The following is a 17,892-nucleotide window of genomic DNA, read 5'->3' as shown; positions in this document are numbered from 1 at the left end:
TCCTCTCTGTGTGGACGGGGGTGCGGGTGCCGGATGCCGGAAACTCAGAGGGCTTCGAGGGTGCGGCGCAGGAAGCCGAGGCCGTCGGTGGCCAGCGCGTCCTGGCTGCGGGCCAGCGGCCGCCAGACGGAGGCGGCGACGGCGATGGAGTCGTTGTGGGCCGTGAACGACTCGATGCACAACGGCCCCCGGTACTCCGCCGTGCGCAGGGCGGACAGGAAGCCGGGCCAGTCGAGGTGGTCGGCGCCGGGCGCGCCGCGGTCGTTGGCGCACACCTGGACGTGCGCGATGCGGCCCGCCGCGGCGCGGACGGCCTCGGGCAGCGAGTGCTCCTCGACGTTCTGGTGGTACGTGTCCAGGGCGATGCCGACCACGTCCTCGGGCAGGCCTTCGAGGGCTTCGAGGGTCTGGGCGACGGTGTTGAGCAGGCTCGTCTCGTAGCGGTTGAGGGGTTCGACGGCGATGCGGACCCCGGCGCGGGCGGCGTAGACGGCGACCGGGGCGAGGTGGGCACGCCACTCGTCGTACGCCGCCGTGCGCGCGGCGCGGTCGAGGCGCCAGGTCCGGCCGACCGGGGCGTACACGGGCCCGGCGACGACGGGGGCGCCCACCGCGTGGGCCGCGTCGACGCAGCGGCGCAGATAGTCCTGGGTGGCGCGGGCGGTCGCCGGGTCGGCGCGGACGAGGTTGCGGCCGTCGGACATGACGGCGACGACGGCGGCCGGGGCGAGGCCGGTGGCGTCCAGAAGCTTGGCGACGGACGCGGGGTCCCAGTCGTCGGGGTGCTCCAGCGGGAGTTCCACGCAGTCGAAGCCCCAGTGCGCGAGCCGGGGCAGGGTCTCGGTGAGCGCCTCGGTGGTCACGGGCGAGTGCCAGATCCAGGGGTTGGCGCCCACCTGCCACGCGGGGGCATGGTGGCGGGGAGTCACTTCTCGCCTCCCCAGTCCTCGGGGAAGCCCGGCAGCTTCTGGCAGCCGCACATCGCGTAGTGCAGCGGCGGCATGCCGTCCCGGAGGTACTCGTCGAGGTTGTCCTGGGTGACGGTGGGCTGGGGCAGCTTCCACTCCTTGGGGACCTGCTTGCCGTCGAGGACGCGCAGGGCGGCGATGACGGGCGTGCGCCACTGGAAGGTCGGATAGGTGGGCGCGATCGCGGTGAGCTTCTTGTCCTTCCAGGCCTGGAGGAAGTCCTGCTGGTCCTCGCCGGTGAGGGGCGGCACGTCCACGCCCGCGTCCTCGAAGGCCTCCACGGCGGCGACCGCGGTGGCGCCGGAGTCCATCCAGACGCCGTCGATGGAGCCGTGCCGCGCGAGGGCGTCGGCGACGATCGACTTGGTCTTCGCGGGGTCGCCGTCGGTGAACTTGACGTCCACGACGTCGAGTTCGCTCTTGTCGAAGGCGATCTTCGCCGCCGACCAGCGGGTCTCCAGGACGTCGACGCCGGGTGAGATGCGCAGGGCGAGGATCTTGCCCTTGGGCTCGACCTGGTCGACGAGGAAGTCGGCGGCGACCGCGCCGTAGCCGTACCCGCCGATCGGGTTGACGAAGGTGACGGCGCAGTCCGTCTCGACCCCGCGGTCGAAGACGATGACGGGCAGCTTGCCGCAGGCCTCCTTCACGGCGGGGGTGAGGGTGGCGGTGGTGTTCGGGGAGACGATGAGCGCGTCGCAGTCCTTGTCGCCGGCGAGCTCCTGGATGTCGGAGATCTGCTTGTCGTCCTTGCCCTGCGCGTCCAGGACGGTGAAGTCGGTGATCTCCTCGTGCAGTTTCACCTCGGCCTTCATGTTCTTCAGGCCGACCTGCCGCCAGGGGTTGAAGACCCCCGCGTTGGAGAAGCACAGGTGCACGCCGCCCGAGCCCTTCTTCCTGTACCGGGCGGTGCCGGTCATCTCCGGTGCGAGCATCTGCTCCCAGGGCTTGCCCGCCGGGCCCTTCGGGGTCTGCTCGGCGAGCGCCAACTGACGCTCGTAATCGTCCTGCTGGAAGAACTTCGACGGCTTGTCACCACCGCTGTCGGCGCTCCCGCTCGCCACGGCGGGCGCGTCGGGCGGGATGTCGCTGGAGCACGAGGTGAGCAGCGCGCCCGTCAGCAGGACGGCGGCCGACGCGAGGGTGCGTCTGCGGATCATGAGGGTGTTCCTCCCGAGGAGTGGGTACGTCGGCGGCGCGCCCGGGACCAGTCGGCGGCTCCGATGCCGACGGCGGCGATGACGATGACGCCCTGGACGGTGGACTCCAGGGCGCCGGACACGCCCCGCAGGTTGAGCAGCGTGAACAGGGCCTGCAGCGAGAAGGCGCCGGCCATCGCGGCGACGACGCTGCCGCGCCCGCCGCCGAGCACGACGCCACCGAGGACCACGGCGGTGATGGCCTCGAACTCGTAGCCGCGCCCCGCCTGCGCGGAGACCCCGGAGAAGCCGCCCACGAGGATCGCGGCGAGGGCGGCGGCAGCGCCGGAGAGGACGAAGGCGATGACGCGTGCGCGGTGCACCCGTACTCCGGCGAGGGCGGCGGCGCGCTCGCTGTCGCCGGTGGCGACGAGCGTACGGCCGAAGTCGGAGCGCATGAGCCACACGGCGAGCGCGCCCGCGACGAGGCAGGCGAGGACCGCCCAGGGCAGCCAGCCCATCGCCGTGCCGCGTCCCAGCTGCCGGAAGTCCTGCGGGAGTTGGCCGTGCGGCGATCCGCCGGTCCAGAAGAAGACGGCGCCTTCGAGGATGAGCATCATGCCGAGGGTGGTGATGAAGGAGGGGACGCGCAGCCGGGTGGTGATCAGTCCGTTGACCAGTCCGGCCAGGGCTCCCGCGACCAGCAGCCCGAGGGCGACCACCAGCCAGGACGCGCCCGGATAGGTGCCGTAGACCTCGGCCGCGGCGACGACCCCGGCGGTGACGACGGCGCCCACGGACAGGTCGAACTCCCCGCAGACGATGACCAGATACTGCCCGGCCGCGAGGATCACCAGCGGCGCGGCCCGCTTGACGAAGGCGAGGAAGCGGTCGGGTTCGTAGAAGCCCGGGTCGGTGATCGCGAGGGCGGCGAGCAGCACGAGGAGGAGCGCGTAGACGGGGGCTCCGGTGCCGAGCGAGCGGACCACGCGCCGGTACGTCGGGCCGGGTGCCGTTGCGGTGGTCATGCGGGCTGCCTCCTGCTGCCGCGGCGGGCGTAGAGGGCGACGGCGGCGATGATGACGACGCCGCGGACGACGTTCTTGAAGAACGGGTCGACGCCGAGCTGGTTGAAGACGGAGTCGAGGACGGCGAGGACGAGGACGCCGCCGAGGGTGCCGACCACTCCCCCGCGTCCGCCCGCGAGGGCCGTGCCGCCGAGGACGACGGCGGCGATCGACTCCAGGTCGTAGCGGGCCTCGGTGCCCGCCCAGGGGGCGCCCGCGCCGAGCCGCGCGGCGAGGAACAGCGCGGCGGCGCCCACGCACAGCGAGCACAGGACGTGCGCGGCGATCACGGTGCGCCGGGTGCGCACGCCGGACAGCCGGGCGGCGTGCTCGTCGCCGCCGGTGGCGTACAGATGGTGGCCGAAGCGGGTGCGGCGGGTGATCACCCAGAGCGCGGCGGCGACGGCGAGCAGGAGGAACAGCGAGACGGGGATGGGTCCGACGCGGTCGTAGCCGAGGTGCTGGAAGGAGGCGGAGACCTTGCCCGCGGGTCCGGTGTAGTTGTCCTCGATCCAGCCGCGCAGGATGAACGCGGTGCCGAGCGTGGCGATGAAGGCGTTGACCTTGAGGCCGGTGACGATGAGGCCGTTGGCGAGGCCGACGGCAGCCGAGAGGGCGAGCACGGCGAGGACCGCCGTGAACACACCGCCGTCCTCCATGGTGGTGGCGGCGACCAGGGTGCCGAGGCTGATGAGGTACGCGACCGACAGGTCGAGGGAGCCGCTGAGGATGACGGCGGTCTGGCCGACGGCGACGAGGCCGAGGGCGACGCAGTTCTGCAGGATTCCGACGACGTTGGAGAGCGTGAGGAAGTCGCCGCCGCGGGCCGCGACGACGATCCAGCCGAGCGCGGTGACGGCGACGGCGGCCAGCCATACGCCGACGGCCGGATCGGCGAGGCGGCTGCGGCGCGGGGCGCCGGACGTGACGGTGGGCGGTGGCGCGACGGCGGTGCCGGTCATGCGGCTCCTTCCTGTGCGGTGCTGTCGGTCCCGGGCCGCGCGGTGTGTCCGGTGGCGAGGCGCATCACGTCCTCCTCGGCGGCGCCCGGCGGGAGTTCGCCGGTGACGCGGCCCTCGGACATGACGAGGATCCGGTCGCTCATGCCGATCAGTTCGGGAAGTTCGGAGGAGACGATGAGGACGGCCAGGCCCTCGCGGGCGAGGTCGCGGACGAGGGTGTGGATGGCGGCCTTGGCGCCCACGTCGACGCCCCGGGTCGGTTCGTCGAAGAGGAGGACGCGGGGGCGCGCGGCGAGCCATTTGGCGATGACGACCTTCTGCTGGTTGCCGCCGGAGAGGTACTGGGCCTGCTGGTCCTCGCCTCGGGCGTGCAGCCGTACGCGTTCCAGGAGGGCGCTCACCTCACGTGCCGCGGGCGGGCGTTCGCGGGCCGGGACGGCCCGGGTGACCAGCAGGGCGTTGTCGCGCACGGACTGGCGCAGGGCGAGCCCTTCGGCCTTGCGGTCCTCGGTGACCAGGGCGATGCCCGCGCGGATGGCCTGGCGGGGGCTGCCGGGGCGCAGGGCGGTGCCGTCGACGGTCACCTCGCCCTCGGTGAACGGCGCCGCGCCGAACAGGGCCCGGGCCAGTGATGTCCGCCCGGAGCCCTGGAGGCCCGCGATGCCGGTGACCTCGCCCGCGCGCAGGGTCAGGTCGATGCCCTTCAGGCGGGCGTTGCCGCCGCCGCGCACGGTCAGGCGGACCTCGCCGAGGTCCTCGGGGCGGGCGCGGGGCGGGTAGTAGGCGCTGAGCTCCCGGCCGACCATGGCGCGTACGACCTGGTCGGTGTCGGTCCGCGCGGTGGGCACCGTCGTCACGTGGCGGCCGTCCTTGAGTACGGTGATGCGCCGCGACAGGTCGAAGACCTCGCGCAGCCGGTGGGAGATGTACAGGATGCCGAGGCCCCGGTCGGCGAGGCGGCGGACGAGGGCGTGCAGGAGACCCGCCTCGTGGTCGGCGAGCGGCGCGGTCGGCTCGTCCATGACGAGGACGCGTACGTTGGAGGCGAGCGCCTTGACGATCTCGACGGTCTGCTGGCGGGCGACGGACAGGTCACGGATGTACGTGCGCGGGGTGATGCCCGACACGCCCACCTCGTCGAGGAGTTCGGCGGTGCGGGCCTCCATCGCGCGGCGGTCGACGAGGCCGCGGCGGGTCGGCTCGCGGCCGAGGAAGACGTTCTCGGCGACGGTGCGGTGGGCGAGGAGCGCGAACTCCTGGTGGATGATCCCGATTCCGGCGGCCTGGGCCTGCGCGGGATGGGTGAAGCGGCGCTCCTCGCCGTCGAGCGTGATGGTGCCCTCGTCGGGGACGTGCTCGCCCGCGAGGATCTTCATCAGGGTGGACTTGCCCGCGCCGTTCTCGCCGACGAGTGCGTGCACTTCGCCGGCCTCCAGGTCGAGCGGGACGCCGTGCAGCACGCGCACCCCGAGAAAGCTCTTGGAGATCCCTCGCATCGTCAGCATCGCCGGATTCATCTGCCTTGCCTGCATCGCCTGCACCCTCGGCTCCTTCGGCAGCGGTCTGCAGAGCAATGTGATGAGCGGGCTTTGACCTGTCAAGGGCTCAAGCGCGTTTGTTTACAGGGCAGTTGGTGCAGACTTAGGTCGACGATCGAACAGCATCGGCCTTGTGAGCAGCGAAAGTCGTCCCTAGGGTGGCTGCATGTCTGGAGCGCCGGATCACCACCCCGCAGCTGTGCCCTCCTCGCCCGGCGACGTGCTCGCCCTGCTGCGCACCGGGGCGGCCCGGACCCGCGCGGACATCGCCCGGGTGACCGGGCTCGCCCGGTCGACGGTGTCGCAGCGCGTGGACGCCCTGATCGCGCACGGCTTCCTGGCCGAGGAGGCCGACGGCAGCTCCACCGGCGGCCGCCCGCCCCGCACACTGCGGCTGCGCACCCGTGACCACGCGGTGGCGGGCGTCGACCTCGGCGCCTCGCACTGCCGGGTCGCGCTGATGGACATCGGCGGCGACACGCTGGCGCTGCGCGAGGACCCGCTGTCGATCGCGGACGGCCCGCAGGCGGTTCTCGGCCACGTGGAGCGCACGCTGCTCGGACTGCTCGAGGAGAGCGGACACGGCGTGGACGCGCTCCAGGCGATCGGTGTCGGGGTGCCGGGGCCCGTCGAGTTCTCCACGGGCCGCCCGGTGGATCCCCCGATCATGCCGGGCTGGCACCAGTACCCGATCCCCGAGTTCTTCGCCGACCGCTTCGGCGCCCGCGCCCTCGTCGACAACGACGTGAACGTGATGGCGCTGGCCGAGCAGCGCCGCGCCTTCCCCGACACCCGCTATCTGCTCTACATCAAGGTCGGCACCGGCATCGGCTGCGGCATCGTCGCCGACGGCCGGCTGCACCGCGGGGCGCAGGGCAGCGCGGGCGACATCGGGCACATCCGGGTCGGCGATCTGGAGGATCCCTGCCGGTGCGGCAACTCCGGCTGCCTGGAGGCGATCGCGGGCGGCGCGGCCCTCGCCCGCAGGCTGGCGGACCTCGGCCTGGAGGCGTCCTCGGGCAGCGATGTCGTACGCCTGGTCAAGTCCGGCAACCGCGACGCCGTGCGCATGGTCCGCGAGGCCGGCCGGGCGGTCGGCGAGGTGCTCGCGGGTCTGGTGAACTTCTTCAACCCGGACACGGTGGTGGTGGGCGGCGCGCTCGCCGCCGTCCACGACCAGCTCCTCGCGGGCGTACGGGAGGCGGTGTACCGCCGCTCGCACCCGCTGGCCACGCATGTCCTGCGCATCGAGCCGAGCCGCACCGGCGAGAACGCGGCGGCGGTCGGCGCCGGGATACTGGCCGTCGAGCACGCGCTGTCGCCGCGCCAGGTGGACCGGGTCCTCGCGGGGGCGGCACGCTGACGGGGCGGCGCGGCGCGGTCCGCGCGCCGACGGCACCGCACGATCCGGAAGCGCACGCGGCAGTATCGGCCAGTCCGCCAACTCTCCCTTACGGACGGGCACTTGCGACCTTAGCGTCTGGGTATGTCCGCTACCGACACAGAGCAGATCGAACGGGCCAACGCCTCCGGTCGCACGCCGGCGGTCTTCGTGCACGGCCTGTGGATGCTGACGAACAGCTGGGACCACTGGCTCCCCTACTTCGAGGCCGCGGGATACGCACCGGTCGCACTCACCTGGCCGGACGAACCGGTCACGGTGGCCGAGGCCAGGAAGCACCCCGAGGCCATCGCGGGCAAGACCATCGGACAGGTCACCGATCATCTGGCGTCCCTCATCCGCACGTTGGAGCGCAAGCCCGTCGTGATCGGGCACTCCGTCGGCGGGATGCTCACGCAGATCCTCGCGGGCCGCGGTCTGTCCGCCGCCTCGGTGGCCATCAATCCGGCGCCGTTCCGCGGCGTCGTCGCCTTCCCCCTGTCGACGGTCCGTTCGCTGATCCCGATGATCGCCAACCCCGCCAACCGGAAGCGCGCCAAGCTCCTGACCTACGACCAGTTCCGCTACGCCTACGCCAACGCCGTCAGCGAGGAGGAGGCCAAGTCGATCTACGACCGGTACGCGGTGCCCGCGCCGTGCGCCCCGCCCATGCAGGCGGTCCTCGCCAACTTCAACCCGCGCACGGAGGCGAAGGCCGACTACCGCAACCCGCAGCGCGGTCCGCTGCTGATCATTTCCGGCGGCCGGGACAACGCGATCCCCTGGGCGCTCGCCAGCGGCGCGTACAAACGACAGAAGTCGAACAAGGGCGTCACGGAGATCATGGAGATGCACGGGCGGGACCACGCGCTGACCCTCGACAGCAGGTGGCAGGAGGTCGCCGACGCCTCGCTGCAGTTCCTGCGCCGCTTCGTCTGAACCGGCCTCCGTACGCGCAGGCCCGTCGGCGGTGGGTCACTCCAGAGCGCGTCCCGCCGCCGACCGCGCCGCTTCGAGCGCCCGGCCCGAGACCACGTACCGCAAGGTCGCCTCGATCTCCGGGGCGAGATACCGGTCGGGCCCCGGTCCCGGCACCGCCTCGCGCAGACCGTCGCGCACCGCCGCCGTGACGGGAGAGGGGCGGAGCGGAGCGCGCAGGTCCAGGGCGCGGGCGGACGTGTACAGCTCCACCGCGAGGACGCGGGCGAGGCCGTCGAGGGCACGGCGGAGTTTCCGGGCGGCCGACCAGCCCATGGAGACGTGGTCCTCCTGCATCGCGCTGGAGGGGATGGAGTCGACCGAGGCGGGTGTGGCCAGGCGCTTCAGTTCCGAGACCACGGCCGCCTGTGTGTACTGGGCGATCATGTGGCCCGAGTCGACACCGGGGTCGGCCGCGAGGAAGGCGGGCAGGCCGTGGCTGCGGGCCGGATCGAGGGTGCGGTCGGTGCGGCGCTCCGCCATCGAGGCCACGTCGGCGACGGAGATGGCCAGGAAGTCCAGGACGCAGGCAACCGGCGCGCCGTGGAAGTTGCCGTTGCTCGCCAGGCGTCCGTCGGGGGTCACGACGGGGTTGTCGACGGCGCTCGCCAGCTCCCGGGAGGCGACGCTCTCGGCGTGGGCCATCGTGTCGCGCGCCGCGCCGTGCACCTGCGGGACGCAGCGCAGCGAGTACGCGTCCTGCACACAGCCGCACTCGGCGCGCCGGTGCTCGCCGATGATCTGCGAACCGGCCAGCAGCGCACGCAGGTTGGCGGCGCTCGCGGACTGGCCCGGGTGGGGGCGCAGCGCCTGCAGGTCGGCCGCGAAGGCGGCGTCCGTCCCGAGTTGGGCCTCGACGCTCATCGCTGCGGTGAGGTCGGCGGTGCGCAGCAGCAGGCGCAAGTCCGCCAGGGCCAGCACCAGCATGCCGAGCATGCCGTCGGTGCCGTTGATGAGGCTGAGGCCCTCCTTCTCCGCGAGGTCGAGCGCGGCGATGCCGGCCGCCTCCAGCGCCCGTGCCGCGGGCATCAGGGTGCCCTGCGCGTCACGGACCGTGCCTTCGCCCATCGCGGCGAGGGCACAGTGCGCGAGCGGGGCGAGGTCGCCGGAGCAGCCCAGTGAGCCGTACTCGTGGACGACCGGGGTGATCCCCGCGTTGAGCAGTTCGGCGTAGCCGCGGGCGGTCCGTGTCCGCACTCCCGTGTGCCCCGTGGCCAGCGTCGAGAGGCGCAGCACCAGCAGGGCGCGCACCACTTCGCGTTCCACCTCGGGCCCCGATCCCGCGGCGTGCGAGCGGACCAGGCTGCGCTGCAGGAGCGCGCGGGCGTCGGACGGGATGCGCCGGCCCGCCAGGGCCCCGAATCCGGTCGAGATCCCGTAGTGGGGCGTGCTGTCGTCGGCGAGACGTTCGATCACTTCGCGGCCGCGCGCGATCTCCTTGACGGCGTCGGGCGCGAGGGCGACCCGGGCGTCCTGCCGCGCGACCGACACGACGTCGGCGGCGGCCAGCGGCCCGCTTCCCACCATGACCGTCCGTGTGGCCGCGGCTGTCGTCACTGCTGTCACGTACTCACTCCCCGGATGTGTACGGGGGATCACCATTGGACGGGCAGGGCGTTGAGGCCGAAGACCAGGCCCTGGCGGACCGGCACCTCGTCCAGGGGCACGGCGAGCCGCAGCGTCGGGAAGCGGTCGAACAGGCCCCGCAGCGCGACTTCGACGATCAGGCGCGCGAGGTTCTGGCCGATGCACTGGTGGGCGCCGAAGCCGAAGGACAGGTGGTTGCGCGTGCTCCGCAGCAGGTCGAGTTCGTGGGGCCGGGGGAAGACATCGGGGTCGCGGTTGGCCGCGGGATTGAGCAGGACGACCCCGTCCCCGGCCCTGATGACGACACCCGACGTCTCGATGTCCGCCGTGGCGACGCGCACCAGGCCTCCGGTCAGGGAGAGGAACCGCAGCAGCTCCTCGACCGCGTGGGGCCAGTGGTCCGCGTCGTCGCGCACGCGGGCGAGCTCGTGGGGGTGTTCCAGCAGGGTCAGGACGGCGAGGCCGATGGTCGCGACGGTGACGTCCTGCCCGGCGACGATGAGGACCGTGCCGTAGTGCGCGAACTCCTCGGCCGTCAGCGCTCCTTCGCTCACCTGGCGGGCCAGGTCGTCGAGCAGCCCGGTCCCCGGTACGCCTTCGGCGAGGAGGCCTTGCTTGGCCGCGCAGAGCGCCGAGAGGTACTCCACGAGGTGGGGCACCGGATCGAAGTTCCGGTGGAGCAATGCGTGGAAGTGTGCGCGGTCCTGCTCCGGGATGCCGAGCATTTCGTGCATGCCCGCCGTGACCAGCGGCCGGATGTAGCCGCCCAGCAACTCGACGGGCTCGCCCCGCGCCGTGGTGGCCAGCGTGTCGAGGCCCGCGCCGGCGGCGGATTCGATCGCGGGCCGCCAGTGCTGGGTCCGCTTGAGCGCGAGCCCCGGCCGCAGGGCCCTGCGCTGCTCGGTGTGGAGCGGCGGATCGGTGCGCAGGAGCGCCCGCATGGCGGGGTGGCGGTCCGGGCGTCCCAGCACCAGCAGCCGCGCCAGCCGGGGGAAGGGGGCCTTGTCCCGGTCGACGGTGAGTCGTTCGTCCAGCAGCAGGGAGCGCGTGGCCGCGTGGCCGGTCACCGCCCAGATCTCGCGCCCGTCGTAGAGCCTGACCTTCGTCACCGGGCCGCGGGCGCGCAGCTCCTCGTACTCCTGGGGAGGGTGGTAGGGGCAGGTCCGGGTCAGGGGCAGGCCGGGGAGTCCGGGGCCGTCGTCGGCGGCGGTGGGGCGGACGGTGTTCACGTCGGTGCTGTCCATCGTCACTTCCTGGCGGTGGCGGTCGGGGTGAGCTTCGCGGCGACCGCGCCCAGGGGCAGCGGTCCCAGCAGGTCGGCCGGGACGATCCCGGTGAAGCCGGCCGCGTCCAGGTGGTCGGTCACGTGGGGTGCGAGGGCCGTCCTGCCGCCCGCCGGCAGGTAAGGGGTGGCCATGTCCGCCGGGTGGCCGGGGACGCAGGCACGGACTGCCGCGGCCATGGCCCGTTCCCGGGAGGTGCGCGGCGGCACCGGGGAGGGCGGGAGCCCGTCGCCCTCGGCCGCCACCGGGGCCGTCGCCCAGGCTTCCCGGCTCTCCTCGTCCGGTGCCTGCGCGCACACCACGTACCGGTGGGGCAGGACCAGGGAGGGCTGGTCGACCTGTCCGGTCGCCAGCTGGGCACGGAGTCCGGCAGGGGTGACGGGCCCGGCCGCGTAGGCGACCAGCCGGTCCTCGCCGTCGGCGGTCCCTTCGGCGAAGACCGCCGCCGACGTCACCCCTGTCAGCGCGGCGAGGCGCGCGGCGCACGCCCGTGTGTCCACCCAGGAGTGGTCCACCAGGACCCAGTCCGGACCGAACTCGCGCCGGGGAAAGCCGAGTCGGTCCCGCGCCGAACGGACCGACGCGTCCATCGCAACCGTGCCGTCGGCCCAGCCGGCGATCAGCGCGCCCATGGCGCGCAGGGCCCGCGCGATGCGGTCGGCACCGATCACCGAGGTGTGGCCGTGCATCGACAGGACCACCCCGTCGTCGCCCGTTTCCGCCGCGAGGTAGAGGTCGGCGCTGTTGTCCTGCCAGTCGATGGGGGCCTTCTCGACGACGAAGTCCTCCGTGCTGTCGCTCGCGTCGTCCCTGTGCGGGACCTCGGGGTCGTGCTCCGGCCGCGTCCGGGCGAAGTAGTTGTACGTGACGCCGATCCGCAGGTTCATGCCGCGCTCGTGTCCGGCCCGGGCACGCTCCTCGGTCATCTCCAGCGACGAGTAGCGCGCGTAGCGCTGGGCCGCCACGACAGCGCGGAACACCTTGGTCAGCAGGGCCTGCGAGGTGTCCTCGGCAGCCGTGTCGAAGACGACGAGCGCGGGCTGGAAGAAGCAGCCCACGGAGGCGGTCAGGGCCGGGTCGGCCCGGTTGGCCGTGTCCATCGAGATCACGCAGCGCCGGTTGCCGGACAGTGCCGAGAGAGCGACGCCGAAGGCCGCGAGGTAGACGACGCCGGGAGCGATCCTGCGCCGGGCGGCGACGCGTTCGGCGGCGAACGCGAGCCGCCGGGAGCTCAGGGTCACCCGCTCGTACGGACTCGGCGGGGTGTGGCCGCCGAAGTGCCCCACGGGAGCGGGCCGGTAGTCGGGGAACATGCCCTGCGGGATCGTCCGGTAGCAGTCGCGCCAGTACGCGCGCATGCGTTCGCGGTAGCGGGCCTTCCCGGCGGAGTGGTCCAGCTCGGCCTGCTCCCGCGGCTGGCGTGCCGCCGGGAACGGCTGGTCGTCCGCCTCCAACAGGGCGTGGAACGCGCGTTCCAGGACCATCCAGCTCTGCCCGTCGATCGCGCTGTGGACGGCCGTCGCCACCACCCAGGCGCCCTGGCCCGGCGCGCTGATCAGGGCGAACCTGACGGGTCTGTCCCGCGCCGGGTCGAAGGCGGTGGCGGCGAGACGCTCCGTGACGGCGGGGATGTCGGATGCGTCGCCTTCGGTGCGCACCGCGAAGGTGACCTCCCAGGGCGGTCGCACCGCCTGGACGGGTGTTCCCGTCCCGTCGTGGAGAAAGTTGGTCCGCAGCGACTCGTACCGGCGGACCAGAGCGCTGAGCGCCGCGAGGACGGTGTCGTCCGGAAGGTCCGTGTCGAGGCGCCAGGTGCGGGTGATCTTCACGCAGTCCCGGTCGGCGCCGTAGGCCGGCACGTCGAAGTACAGGAACCAGTAGTGCTCCTGGCCCCAGAGCATGGGGGCCCATCGGGTCTCGCTCACTGCGGCTCCCATGGTCGAATCGTCAGGTGTACGGGTGCGTCGCCGTCCACGGCGACCGCCGCGCCGTGTCCGGGTGGGGCGGGGATGTCGTGCACCGTCCAGCTGCCGGGCAGCTGTCGGCTCGGGTCGTGGGCGAGGACGGCGCCGTCGGCCCCGCGTGCCCCGGTGACGGACAGCCGCAGGCCGTGCCGGAGCAGGCTCGTTCCCGCCGCCTTCGTGCACGCCTCCTTGCGCGTCCACAGGGTCAGGAACACCGCGGGCCGGTCGTCCTCGGCGGCTTCGGCCACCAGCGCGCTCTCGTCGGCAGGGAAGTAGCGGCGGCTCAGCGCCACGACGTCCCGGCTCTCCCGTGACCGCTCCAGGTCCACTCCGACGTCCCGCGGGCCGGTCACGGCCACCACGGCACGGCCCGCGCAGTGGGACAGGCTGAAGCGCAGGGCGTCCTCGTGGCCGGTGACGCGCGGCTTGCCCCAGCGGCCGGTCCGCCAGGTGAGCCCCGCGGGCGAGCGGCCGAGGCACCGGCCGATGATGAGGCGGGTCGCGCCGCGTGCGGCGGCGAACCTGGCGCGCGACACGGGGTCGCCGATGCGGGCCGACCGGGCCCTCTCCTCCTCGCTCAGGACCGAACGGAGCGAAACGGCGGCCTTCTTCACCGCGGCGTCCAGGTCGATGTGCCAGACGTCGACGCGGTCGCTGTCCGTCCGCGTCATCCGCCCGCCCCGGACGCCCGGGCGTCGGCGACGAGCCTGCGCATGTAGGCGGCTGCCGCGACCAGGGCCACCGCACTGACCAGGTTGGAGACGGCCACGGTCCAGTAGAGCCCGTCGGGGCTGTCGACGGCGGCGACCGCCCAGCGGCCGACCACGACGTTCCCGCCGAAGTAGACGACGTTCAGGACCACGGCGCGTCCGCCGCCGCCGACGTGTTCGAGCAGGGTCAGGGCCACCAGGACAGGGCCCTCGACGGCGTACGTGAGGCCCACGATGCCCAGGTACCGGGCGGCCACCGCGGCCGCGTCGGCGTCGCCGGTCATCACCTGGGCGATCTGGTCCCGCCCCAGGAACGTCACGACGGCGATGGCGGCGAAGACGGCGAAAGACAGCAGGATGCCGCTGCGGTAGGTCGGCACGAGACTCGTGTACGAGCCCGCGCCCCGCTGTTGGTTGACGACGATCGCCGTGGCCGATCCGAAGACGAGCGCCGGCATGATGATCAGGCTCTGTACGGACGAGGCGGTGGAGAAGCCCGCCACGGTCGCCTCGCCGAAGGGCCCGAGCACCCAGACCAGGGCCAGGCTGTAGAGCGAGATGATGCCGAGGGTCGCGCCCACCGGCAGGCCGACGGACCGGACGTGGCCGAGCGTCGCGGGCTGCCACGGGGCGCGCTGTCCGCGCCGCCACAGCCCGGCGCGGCGCAGCAGCCACAGTCCCGCGGCCGTGCCGGCCACGGCACAGAACGCGGCGGCGATCGGCAGGCTGTGCATCCCGAGTCCCGTGCCGAAGCCCAGCCACGCCACGAGCCCGATCTCGACGAAGGAGCTCACCAGGGTGAGGACGAGCCCCTGCCGGGCGAACCCGAACCCGCGCAGGGCGGACGCGCACAAGGCGGGCCCGAAGCCCAGCAGGCTGACCACGGACATCCACCGCAGGAACCAGACGAACTCGTCGTACGCGGCGTCGGACACATCGAAGAACGAGGCGAAGGCAGGTGCGCCGAAGGAGAGAAGCAGCGTCAGGGTGGTGCCGACGACCACCCAGACCTTCGTCATGCTCACGGTGAGCGGGAAGACGTCCTCGGGAGCGTTCTTGCCCTTGCTCATGGAGCAGGCGACCTGGGTGCTGACGGCCAGAGCCGCGTTGATGGCGCTGAACACCATGCCGAGGGGCAGGAAGAGCGAGCGCACGTACAGCGCGTTGCCGCCCATGCGTCCCACCATCGCCACCAGGATCAGCATGGTCAGATAGCCGACGATCTCCCCCAGCACCATGGGGACGGCGAGGCGGCCGATCCGCAGCGAGCGCCTGGCCGGCGGCGGCCGCACGGCGACGGGCTCGGCGGCGGACGTCTGGTCGTCAGCCATGGTGACCACCTCGGCGAAGGTCCTTGAGGACGCTCATGCGCTGGATGTTCTCGGTGCCTTCCATGAACTCGATGCCGCGCGCGTCACGCGCGAGCTTCTCCAGCAGCGGGTGGTCGAGGCGGGCGCCGGGGCCGAAGAACTCCAGGGCCGCCACGGTCACGTCCTCGGCGAGCCGGGCGGCGCGGAGCTTGGCCATGCACGCCAGCTGGCCCGCCGTGATGTCCGCGTCGGCCGCCGCGGCGGCCCGTCGGGTCAGGCGGCGCACCCCCTCGACGCGGCGTTCCAGGGCGTCGAGCCGGAGCTGTTCGGCGTGTGTCGGGCTGTCGCGCCGGGTCCGTACGTATTCGAGTGCCGCCCGCGCCAGGCCGACGCCCATGCTCGCCACGACGGGCCGCAGCAGGTTGAAGGTGCGCAGCCAGCCGGCCATGCCCCGCCGGGTGGGCGAGAGGTGCCGTCCGAGCATGCGCTCCGGGGCGATGTCCACCGACTCCAGGGTGAGGGCGCCGAGTTGGGCGCCGCGCAGGCCGAGCGTGTCGACGGGGCGCGCGTCGAGGCCGGGCTGACCCGCTTCGACGAGTACGGCGTTGACGCCGAGCGGCCCCTTCCCCGTCCGCGCGAACACTACGCCGAGCCGGCCGCGTACCGCGTTGCCCACATACTTCTTGGCGCCGTCGAGCCGCCAGGGGCCGTCCTCGTCGGCACGGGTGAGCGAGGTGGTCATGGCGGCGGCGTCCGAACCGTGGTCCGGCTCCGTCAGCGCGAAGAACGTCCACGTCGGCTCGGCGAGAAGCCGTCCGTAGAACCACTCCTTCTGCGCCCGGTCGCCCAGGGTGTCCACCAGCACCCCCGCCATCGGCGCGCCGGGTGCGGCCAGGGCCGTGGCGAGGTCGCCCCAGGCGGCTTCCTCGTAGTACACGACTCGTTCCAGGGCGGTCATCAAGTGGAAGCACCGGCCGGAGACGGTCAGCGGATCCGGGTTGTACTCGGGCGGTATCTGGGCGGTGGCGAGCACGTCGAGTCCGGGGAGGTGCAGCAGCCGGGTGGGCAGCGTCGGGTCGCGGTCCACGTCGAGCGCGTGGGGTCGCACCTGGGCCCACCATTCACGGGCCTGCTCCTGGAGCAGTCGGTGGTGACGGTCGAGTTCGATCACTGGACGGCCTCTGGTTCCGCGAGGTGGTGACCGGCGTACACGTCGGCGATCAGCTCGGAGAGCAGGGCCGTGCGGCCGGGGCCTTCGGCGGTGAAGCCGAACGCGCCCAGAAGGCGCAGCAGCCTCCGGTCGACGGCGGTGATCCGGCGGTGCAGGTCGCCGAGCATGGCCGGTTCCTGGCCGGGGACGAGCAGGACGCTCTCGGCCTCCGTCTGCTCGGTGGCCGCGTCGGCCAACGCCCCGCCGACCAGTTGCTGGCGGAGCAGGGGCGCGTCCTGGACGGTGCGCTGTTCGAGGTGGGTGAGGCAGGCGTCGAGCAGCGCGCGGGACAGTCCCAGACGCAGCCAGACGACGGCGTCGGTCCGCTCGGCCCACGCCGTGTCGGCGCCCGGGCGGACGAGGGACAGGCCGTCGCCCCGCAGCGGCTCCGGAAGCAGGTCCGCCGCGCCGGGCAGTCGTCCCGTCGGCACCACCGCGTGGCCCGCGGGGCCCTGGAGCACCAGGCCGTCGGGGACGGCACGGTAGAGCAACTCGACGGCCGCTCCCGCTCCGGACGTCCGCGCCCTCTCCCCGAGCCTCTGGTGGAACGCGAGGCGATCGGGGGCCGTGCTCACTTCTACGCTCTCACCCGACATGGGTCCTCTTTCCTTGCCGGTCCGCCCCGGTCCGCTCCGCGGCGGCGTCCGCCGCGACGTCCAGCCGGCACAGCCCGAGGTATCCGCGCCGCGCGTCGTAGTCGGCGAGGAGGATGGTGCGGTCCGCCCGGCGCGGGTCCGCCAGTTGTCCGGCGAGCTCCCACCAGATTCCGGTCGCGGGCATGCCGTCAGGGACGGTGCGCACCTCGAAGCCGTCGGGGGCGGCGCCCCGGTGACGGGTCAGCCCCGCTCCCGCGATGAGCACGGGACGGCTCGTGCCGGCCCCGGCCGGTGGCGCCTGCGCGGCGAGCCGGCCGGGCACGTCGGCGGGCGCGACCCCGGAGTGGTGGTGGCAGTCCAGTGCGCCGAGTTCGCCCGAGACGTCGAGGGTCAGGGCGACGGCCGTGTCGTGCCGGGCCCGCAGTTCCCCGGGAATCGGGCCCCGGTGGTACACGGCGCGCTGTTCGGGGATCAGGACCAGCGCGCGGCGGGCTTCCCGGACGGCGATGCCGTTCACCGCCATGCGCAGCGCGGCGAAGGGCGACGTGGCCCCCTGGTCGGAGATCGCGAAGGCCAGCCCGGTACGGGTGGCGGACCGCTCCAGGCGGCTCAGGGGCCAGCCGGGTGTCGCGTCCGGCGTCGCGTGGGCCAGCAGCGCGAGGTCGAAGTCGTCGCGGGGCGCGAGTTCCGGGAGCATCGCCGAGACCATCGCCGCGTACGTCGTCCGCCCTCCGGTGAAGGCCTCCTCGTCCACCGGGAGTCCGCCCGCGGTCACGAGGTCCGTGTAGAACGCGCGGTCCCCTGCCGAGAGGGAGCCGTCGGCGGCCTCGGCGGGGTCGAACCCGCGCCGGTGCACGGCCGCGAGGCGCAGCGGCACCGGTGTCCGCGAGCCGGGCGGCGAGGCCGACGGAGGGACGGCGGTGTAGGTCACTGCTCGGGCTCCTCGAGCTGCCTGGCCGCGTATGCCGCGAGCGACCCGACGGTCTCGAAGTCGTCCGGCTCCAGCGTCTCGGGGTCGAACTCGAAGTCCAGCTCGTCCTCCAGCGCCATGAGCAGTTCGAGGATGCTCGTGGAGTCGAAGCCGAGGTCGTCGAAGAGCCGGGTGTTCTCGGTGATCGAGTCCGGGTCCCGGTCGCGCATCGTGGCGAGGGCGGTGATCGTGGTCGCGGTGACGCGGGGCAGCAGGGGGGAGGGTTGGG

The 17,892-nt window shown here is 73.2% G+C and carries 16 protein-coding genes; 2 read left to right on the top strand and 14 right to left on the bottom strand.

The window, feature by feature from the left end; genetic code table 11:
• Window positions 1-44 precede the first annotated feature (44 nt).
• From AOK22_RS18060 to AOK22_RS18040, 5 genes are read right to left on the bottom strand one after another with little or no spacing between them, the layout of a single operon-like run.
• A complete protein-coding gene (locus AOK22_RS18060; RefSeq protein WP_208606411.1) occupies window positions 45-929 on the bottom strand; it encodes a sugar phosphate isomerase/epimerase family protein in 885 nt (294 codons plus the stop codon).
• A complete protein-coding gene (locus tag AOK22_RS18055; protein ID WP_055699699.1) occupies window positions 926-2,128 on the bottom strand; it encodes a substrate-binding domain-containing protein in 1,203 nt (400 codons plus the stop codon). The genes AOK22_RS18060 and AOK22_RS18055 overlap by 4 nt, the downstream gene beginning before the upstream one ends.
• A complete protein-coding gene (locus tag AOK22_RS18050) occupies window positions 2,125-3,135 on the bottom strand; it encodes an ABC transporter permease (RefSeq protein ID WP_055699698.1) in 1,011 nt (336 codons plus the stop codon). The genes AOK22_RS18055 and AOK22_RS18050 overlap by 4 nt, the downstream gene beginning before the upstream one ends.
• Window positions 3,132-4,136: an ABC transporter permease gene (locus AOK22_RS18045; protein ID WP_055699697.1), complete on the bottom strand. Its 1,005-nt coding sequence runs from the start codon at window positions 4,134-4,136 to the stop codon at window positions 3,132-3,134. The genes AOK22_RS18050 and AOK22_RS18045 overlap by 4 nt, the downstream gene beginning before the upstream one ends.
• Complete coding sequence (locus tag AOK22_RS18040; RefSeq protein WP_055699707.1) at window positions 4,133-5,641, bottom strand: sugar ABC transporter ATP-binding protein; 1,509 nt, start codon at window positions 5,639-5,641, stop codon at window positions 4,133-4,135. The genes AOK22_RS18045 and AOK22_RS18040 overlap by 4 nt, the downstream gene beginning before the upstream one ends.
• A 199-nt stretch (window positions 5,642-5,840) precedes the next feature.
• Between AOK22_RS18040 and AOK22_RS18035 the strand changes: the two genes are divergently transcribed.
• Both AOK22_RS18035 and AOK22_RS18030 read left to right on the top strand, forming a co-directional pair.
• Window positions 5,841-7,037: an ROK family transcriptional regulator gene (locus tag AOK22_RS18035; RefSeq protein WP_055699696.1), complete on the top strand. Its 1,197-nt coding sequence runs from the start codon at window positions 5,841-5,843 to the stop codon at window positions 7,035-7,037.
• 123 nt (window positions 7,038-7,160) lie between these two features.
• Window positions 7,161-7,994 carry an alpha/beta hydrolase gene (locus tag AOK22_RS18030; RefSeq protein ID WP_055699695.1) on the top strand — a complete coding sequence of 278 codons (834 nt, stop codon included), beginning with the start codon at window positions 7,161-7,163 and terminating at the stop codon, window positions 7,992-7,994.
• A gap of 36 nt (window positions 7,995-8,030) precedes the next feature.
• Here AOK22_RS18030 and hutH read toward each other — a convergent pair whose 3' ends face one another.
• The 9 genes from hutH to AOK22_RS17985 all read right to left on the bottom strand — a co-directional run.
• A complete protein-coding gene (gene hutH, locus AOK22_RS18025) occupies window positions 8,031-9,560 on the bottom strand; it encodes a histidine ammonia-lyase (RefSeq protein WP_055699694.1) in 1,530 nt (509 codons plus the stop codon).
• Window positions 9,561-9,628: 68 nt separating this feature from the next.
• Window positions 9,629-10,864, bottom strand: a complete 1,236-nt coding sequence (locus AOK22_RS18020) for a cytochrome P450 (protein ID WP_055699693.1) — start codon at window positions 10,862-10,864, stop codon at window positions 9,629-9,631.
• Window positions 10,865-10,866: 2 nt separating this feature from the next.
• Window positions 10,867-12,828, bottom strand: a complete 1,962-nt coding sequence (locus tag AOK22_RS39170) for a condensation domain-containing protein (RefSeq protein WP_157872258.1) — start codon at window positions 12,826-12,828, stop codon at window positions 10,867-10,869.
• Complete coding sequence (locus AOK22_RS18010) at window positions 12,825-13,538, bottom strand: 4'-phosphopantetheinyl transferase family protein (protein ID WP_055699692.1); 714 nt, start codon at window positions 13,536-13,538, stop codon at window positions 12,825-12,827. Before AOK22_RS18010 ends, AOK22_RS39170 begins: the two co-directional genes overlap by 4 nt.
• Window positions 13,535-14,908, bottom strand: a complete 1,374-nt coding sequence (locus tag AOK22_RS18005; RefSeq protein ID WP_244164859.1) for an MATE family efflux transporter — start codon at window positions 14,906-14,908, stop codon at window positions 13,535-13,537. Before AOK22_RS18005 ends, AOK22_RS18010 begins: the two co-directional genes overlap by 4 nt.
• Window positions 14,901-16,058: an acyl-CoA dehydrogenase family protein gene (locus AOK22_RS18000; protein WP_055699691.1), complete on the bottom strand. Its 1,158-nt coding sequence runs from the start codon at window positions 16,056-16,058 to the stop codon at window positions 14,901-14,903. The genes AOK22_RS18005 and AOK22_RS18000 overlap by 8 nt, the downstream gene beginning before the upstream one ends.
• A complete protein-coding gene (locus AOK22_RS17995; RefSeq protein ID WP_244164857.1) occupies window positions 16,055-16,693 on the bottom strand; it encodes an acyl-CoA dehydrogenase family protein in 639 nt (212 codons plus the stop codon). Before AOK22_RS17995 ends, AOK22_RS18000 begins: the two co-directional genes overlap by 4 nt.
• Window positions 16,683-17,624, bottom strand: coding sequence for a hypothetical protein (locus tag AOK22_RS17990; RefSeq protein ID WP_055699689.1), 942 nt, complete (start codon window positions 17,622-17,624; stop codon window positions 16,683-16,685). The genes AOK22_RS17995 and AOK22_RS17990 overlap by 11 nt, the downstream gene beginning before the upstream one ends.
• Window positions 17,621-17,892, bottom strand: a 272-nt coding sequence (locus AOK22_RS17985) for an acyl carrier protein (protein ID WP_425264043.1), incomplete at its 5' end; no start/stop codon positions are given. The genes AOK22_RS17990 and AOK22_RS17985, both read right to left, overlap by 4 nt.

The sequence above is a fragment of the Streptomyces silaceus genome (assembly GCF_001419745.1).
GTDB classification, from domain to species: domain Bacteria; phylum Actinomycetota; class Actinomycetes; order Streptomycetales; family Streptomycetaceae; genus Streptomyces; species Streptomyces silaceus.
The sequence above is the reverse complement of the archived record's forward strand: the minus strand, read 5'-3'. Positions and strand labels throughout refer to the sequence as shown.

Excerpts from the sequence above, each read along its gene's own strand:
- AOK22_RS18055 (WP_055699699.1), bottom strand. The coding sequence starts at position 2,128 with ATGATCCGCAGACGCACCCTCGCGTCGGCCGCCGTCCTGCTGACGGGC.
- AOK22_RS18050 (WP_055699698.1), bottom strand. The coding sequence starts at position 3,135 with ATGACCACCGCAACGGCACCCGGCCCGACGTACCGGCGCGTGGTCCGC.
- AOK22_RS18045 (WP_055699697.1), bottom strand. The coding sequence starts at position 4,136 with ATGACCGGCACCGCCGTCGCGCCACCGCCCACCGTCACGTCCGGCGCC.
- AOK22_RS18040 (WP_055699707.1), bottom strand. The coding sequence starts at position 5,641 with ATGCTGACGATGCGAGGGATCTCCAAGAGCTTTCTCGGGGTGCGCGTG.
- AOK22_RS18035 (WP_055699696.1), top strand. The coding sequence starts at position 5,841 with ATGTCTGGAGCGCCGGATCACCACCCCGCAGCTGTGCCCTCCTCGCCC.
- AOK22_RS18030 (WP_055699695.1), top strand. The coding sequence starts at position 7,161 with ATGTCCGCTACCGACACAGAGCAGATCGAACGGGCCAACGCCTCCGGT.
- hutH (WP_055699694.1), bottom strand. The coding sequence starts at position 9,560 with ATGGTGGGAAGCGGGCCGCTGGCCGCCGCCGACGTCGTGTCGGTCGCG.
- AOK22_RS18020 (WP_055699693.1), bottom strand. The coding sequence starts at position 10,864 with ATGGACAGCACCGACGTGAACACCGTCCGCCCCACCGCCGCCGACGAC.
- AOK22_RS18010 (WP_055699692.1), bottom strand. The coding sequence starts at position 13,538 with ATGACGCGGACGGACAGCGACCGCGTCGACGTCTGGCACATCGACCTG.
- AOK22_RS18005 (WP_244164859.1), bottom strand. The coding sequence starts at position 14,908 with ATGGCTGACGACCAGACGTCCGCCGCCGAGCCCGTCGCCGTGCGGCCG.
- AOK22_RS17995 (WP_244164857.1), bottom strand. The coding sequence starts at position 16,693 with ATGTCGGGTGAGAGCGTAGAAGTGAGCACGGCCCCCGATCGCCTCGCG.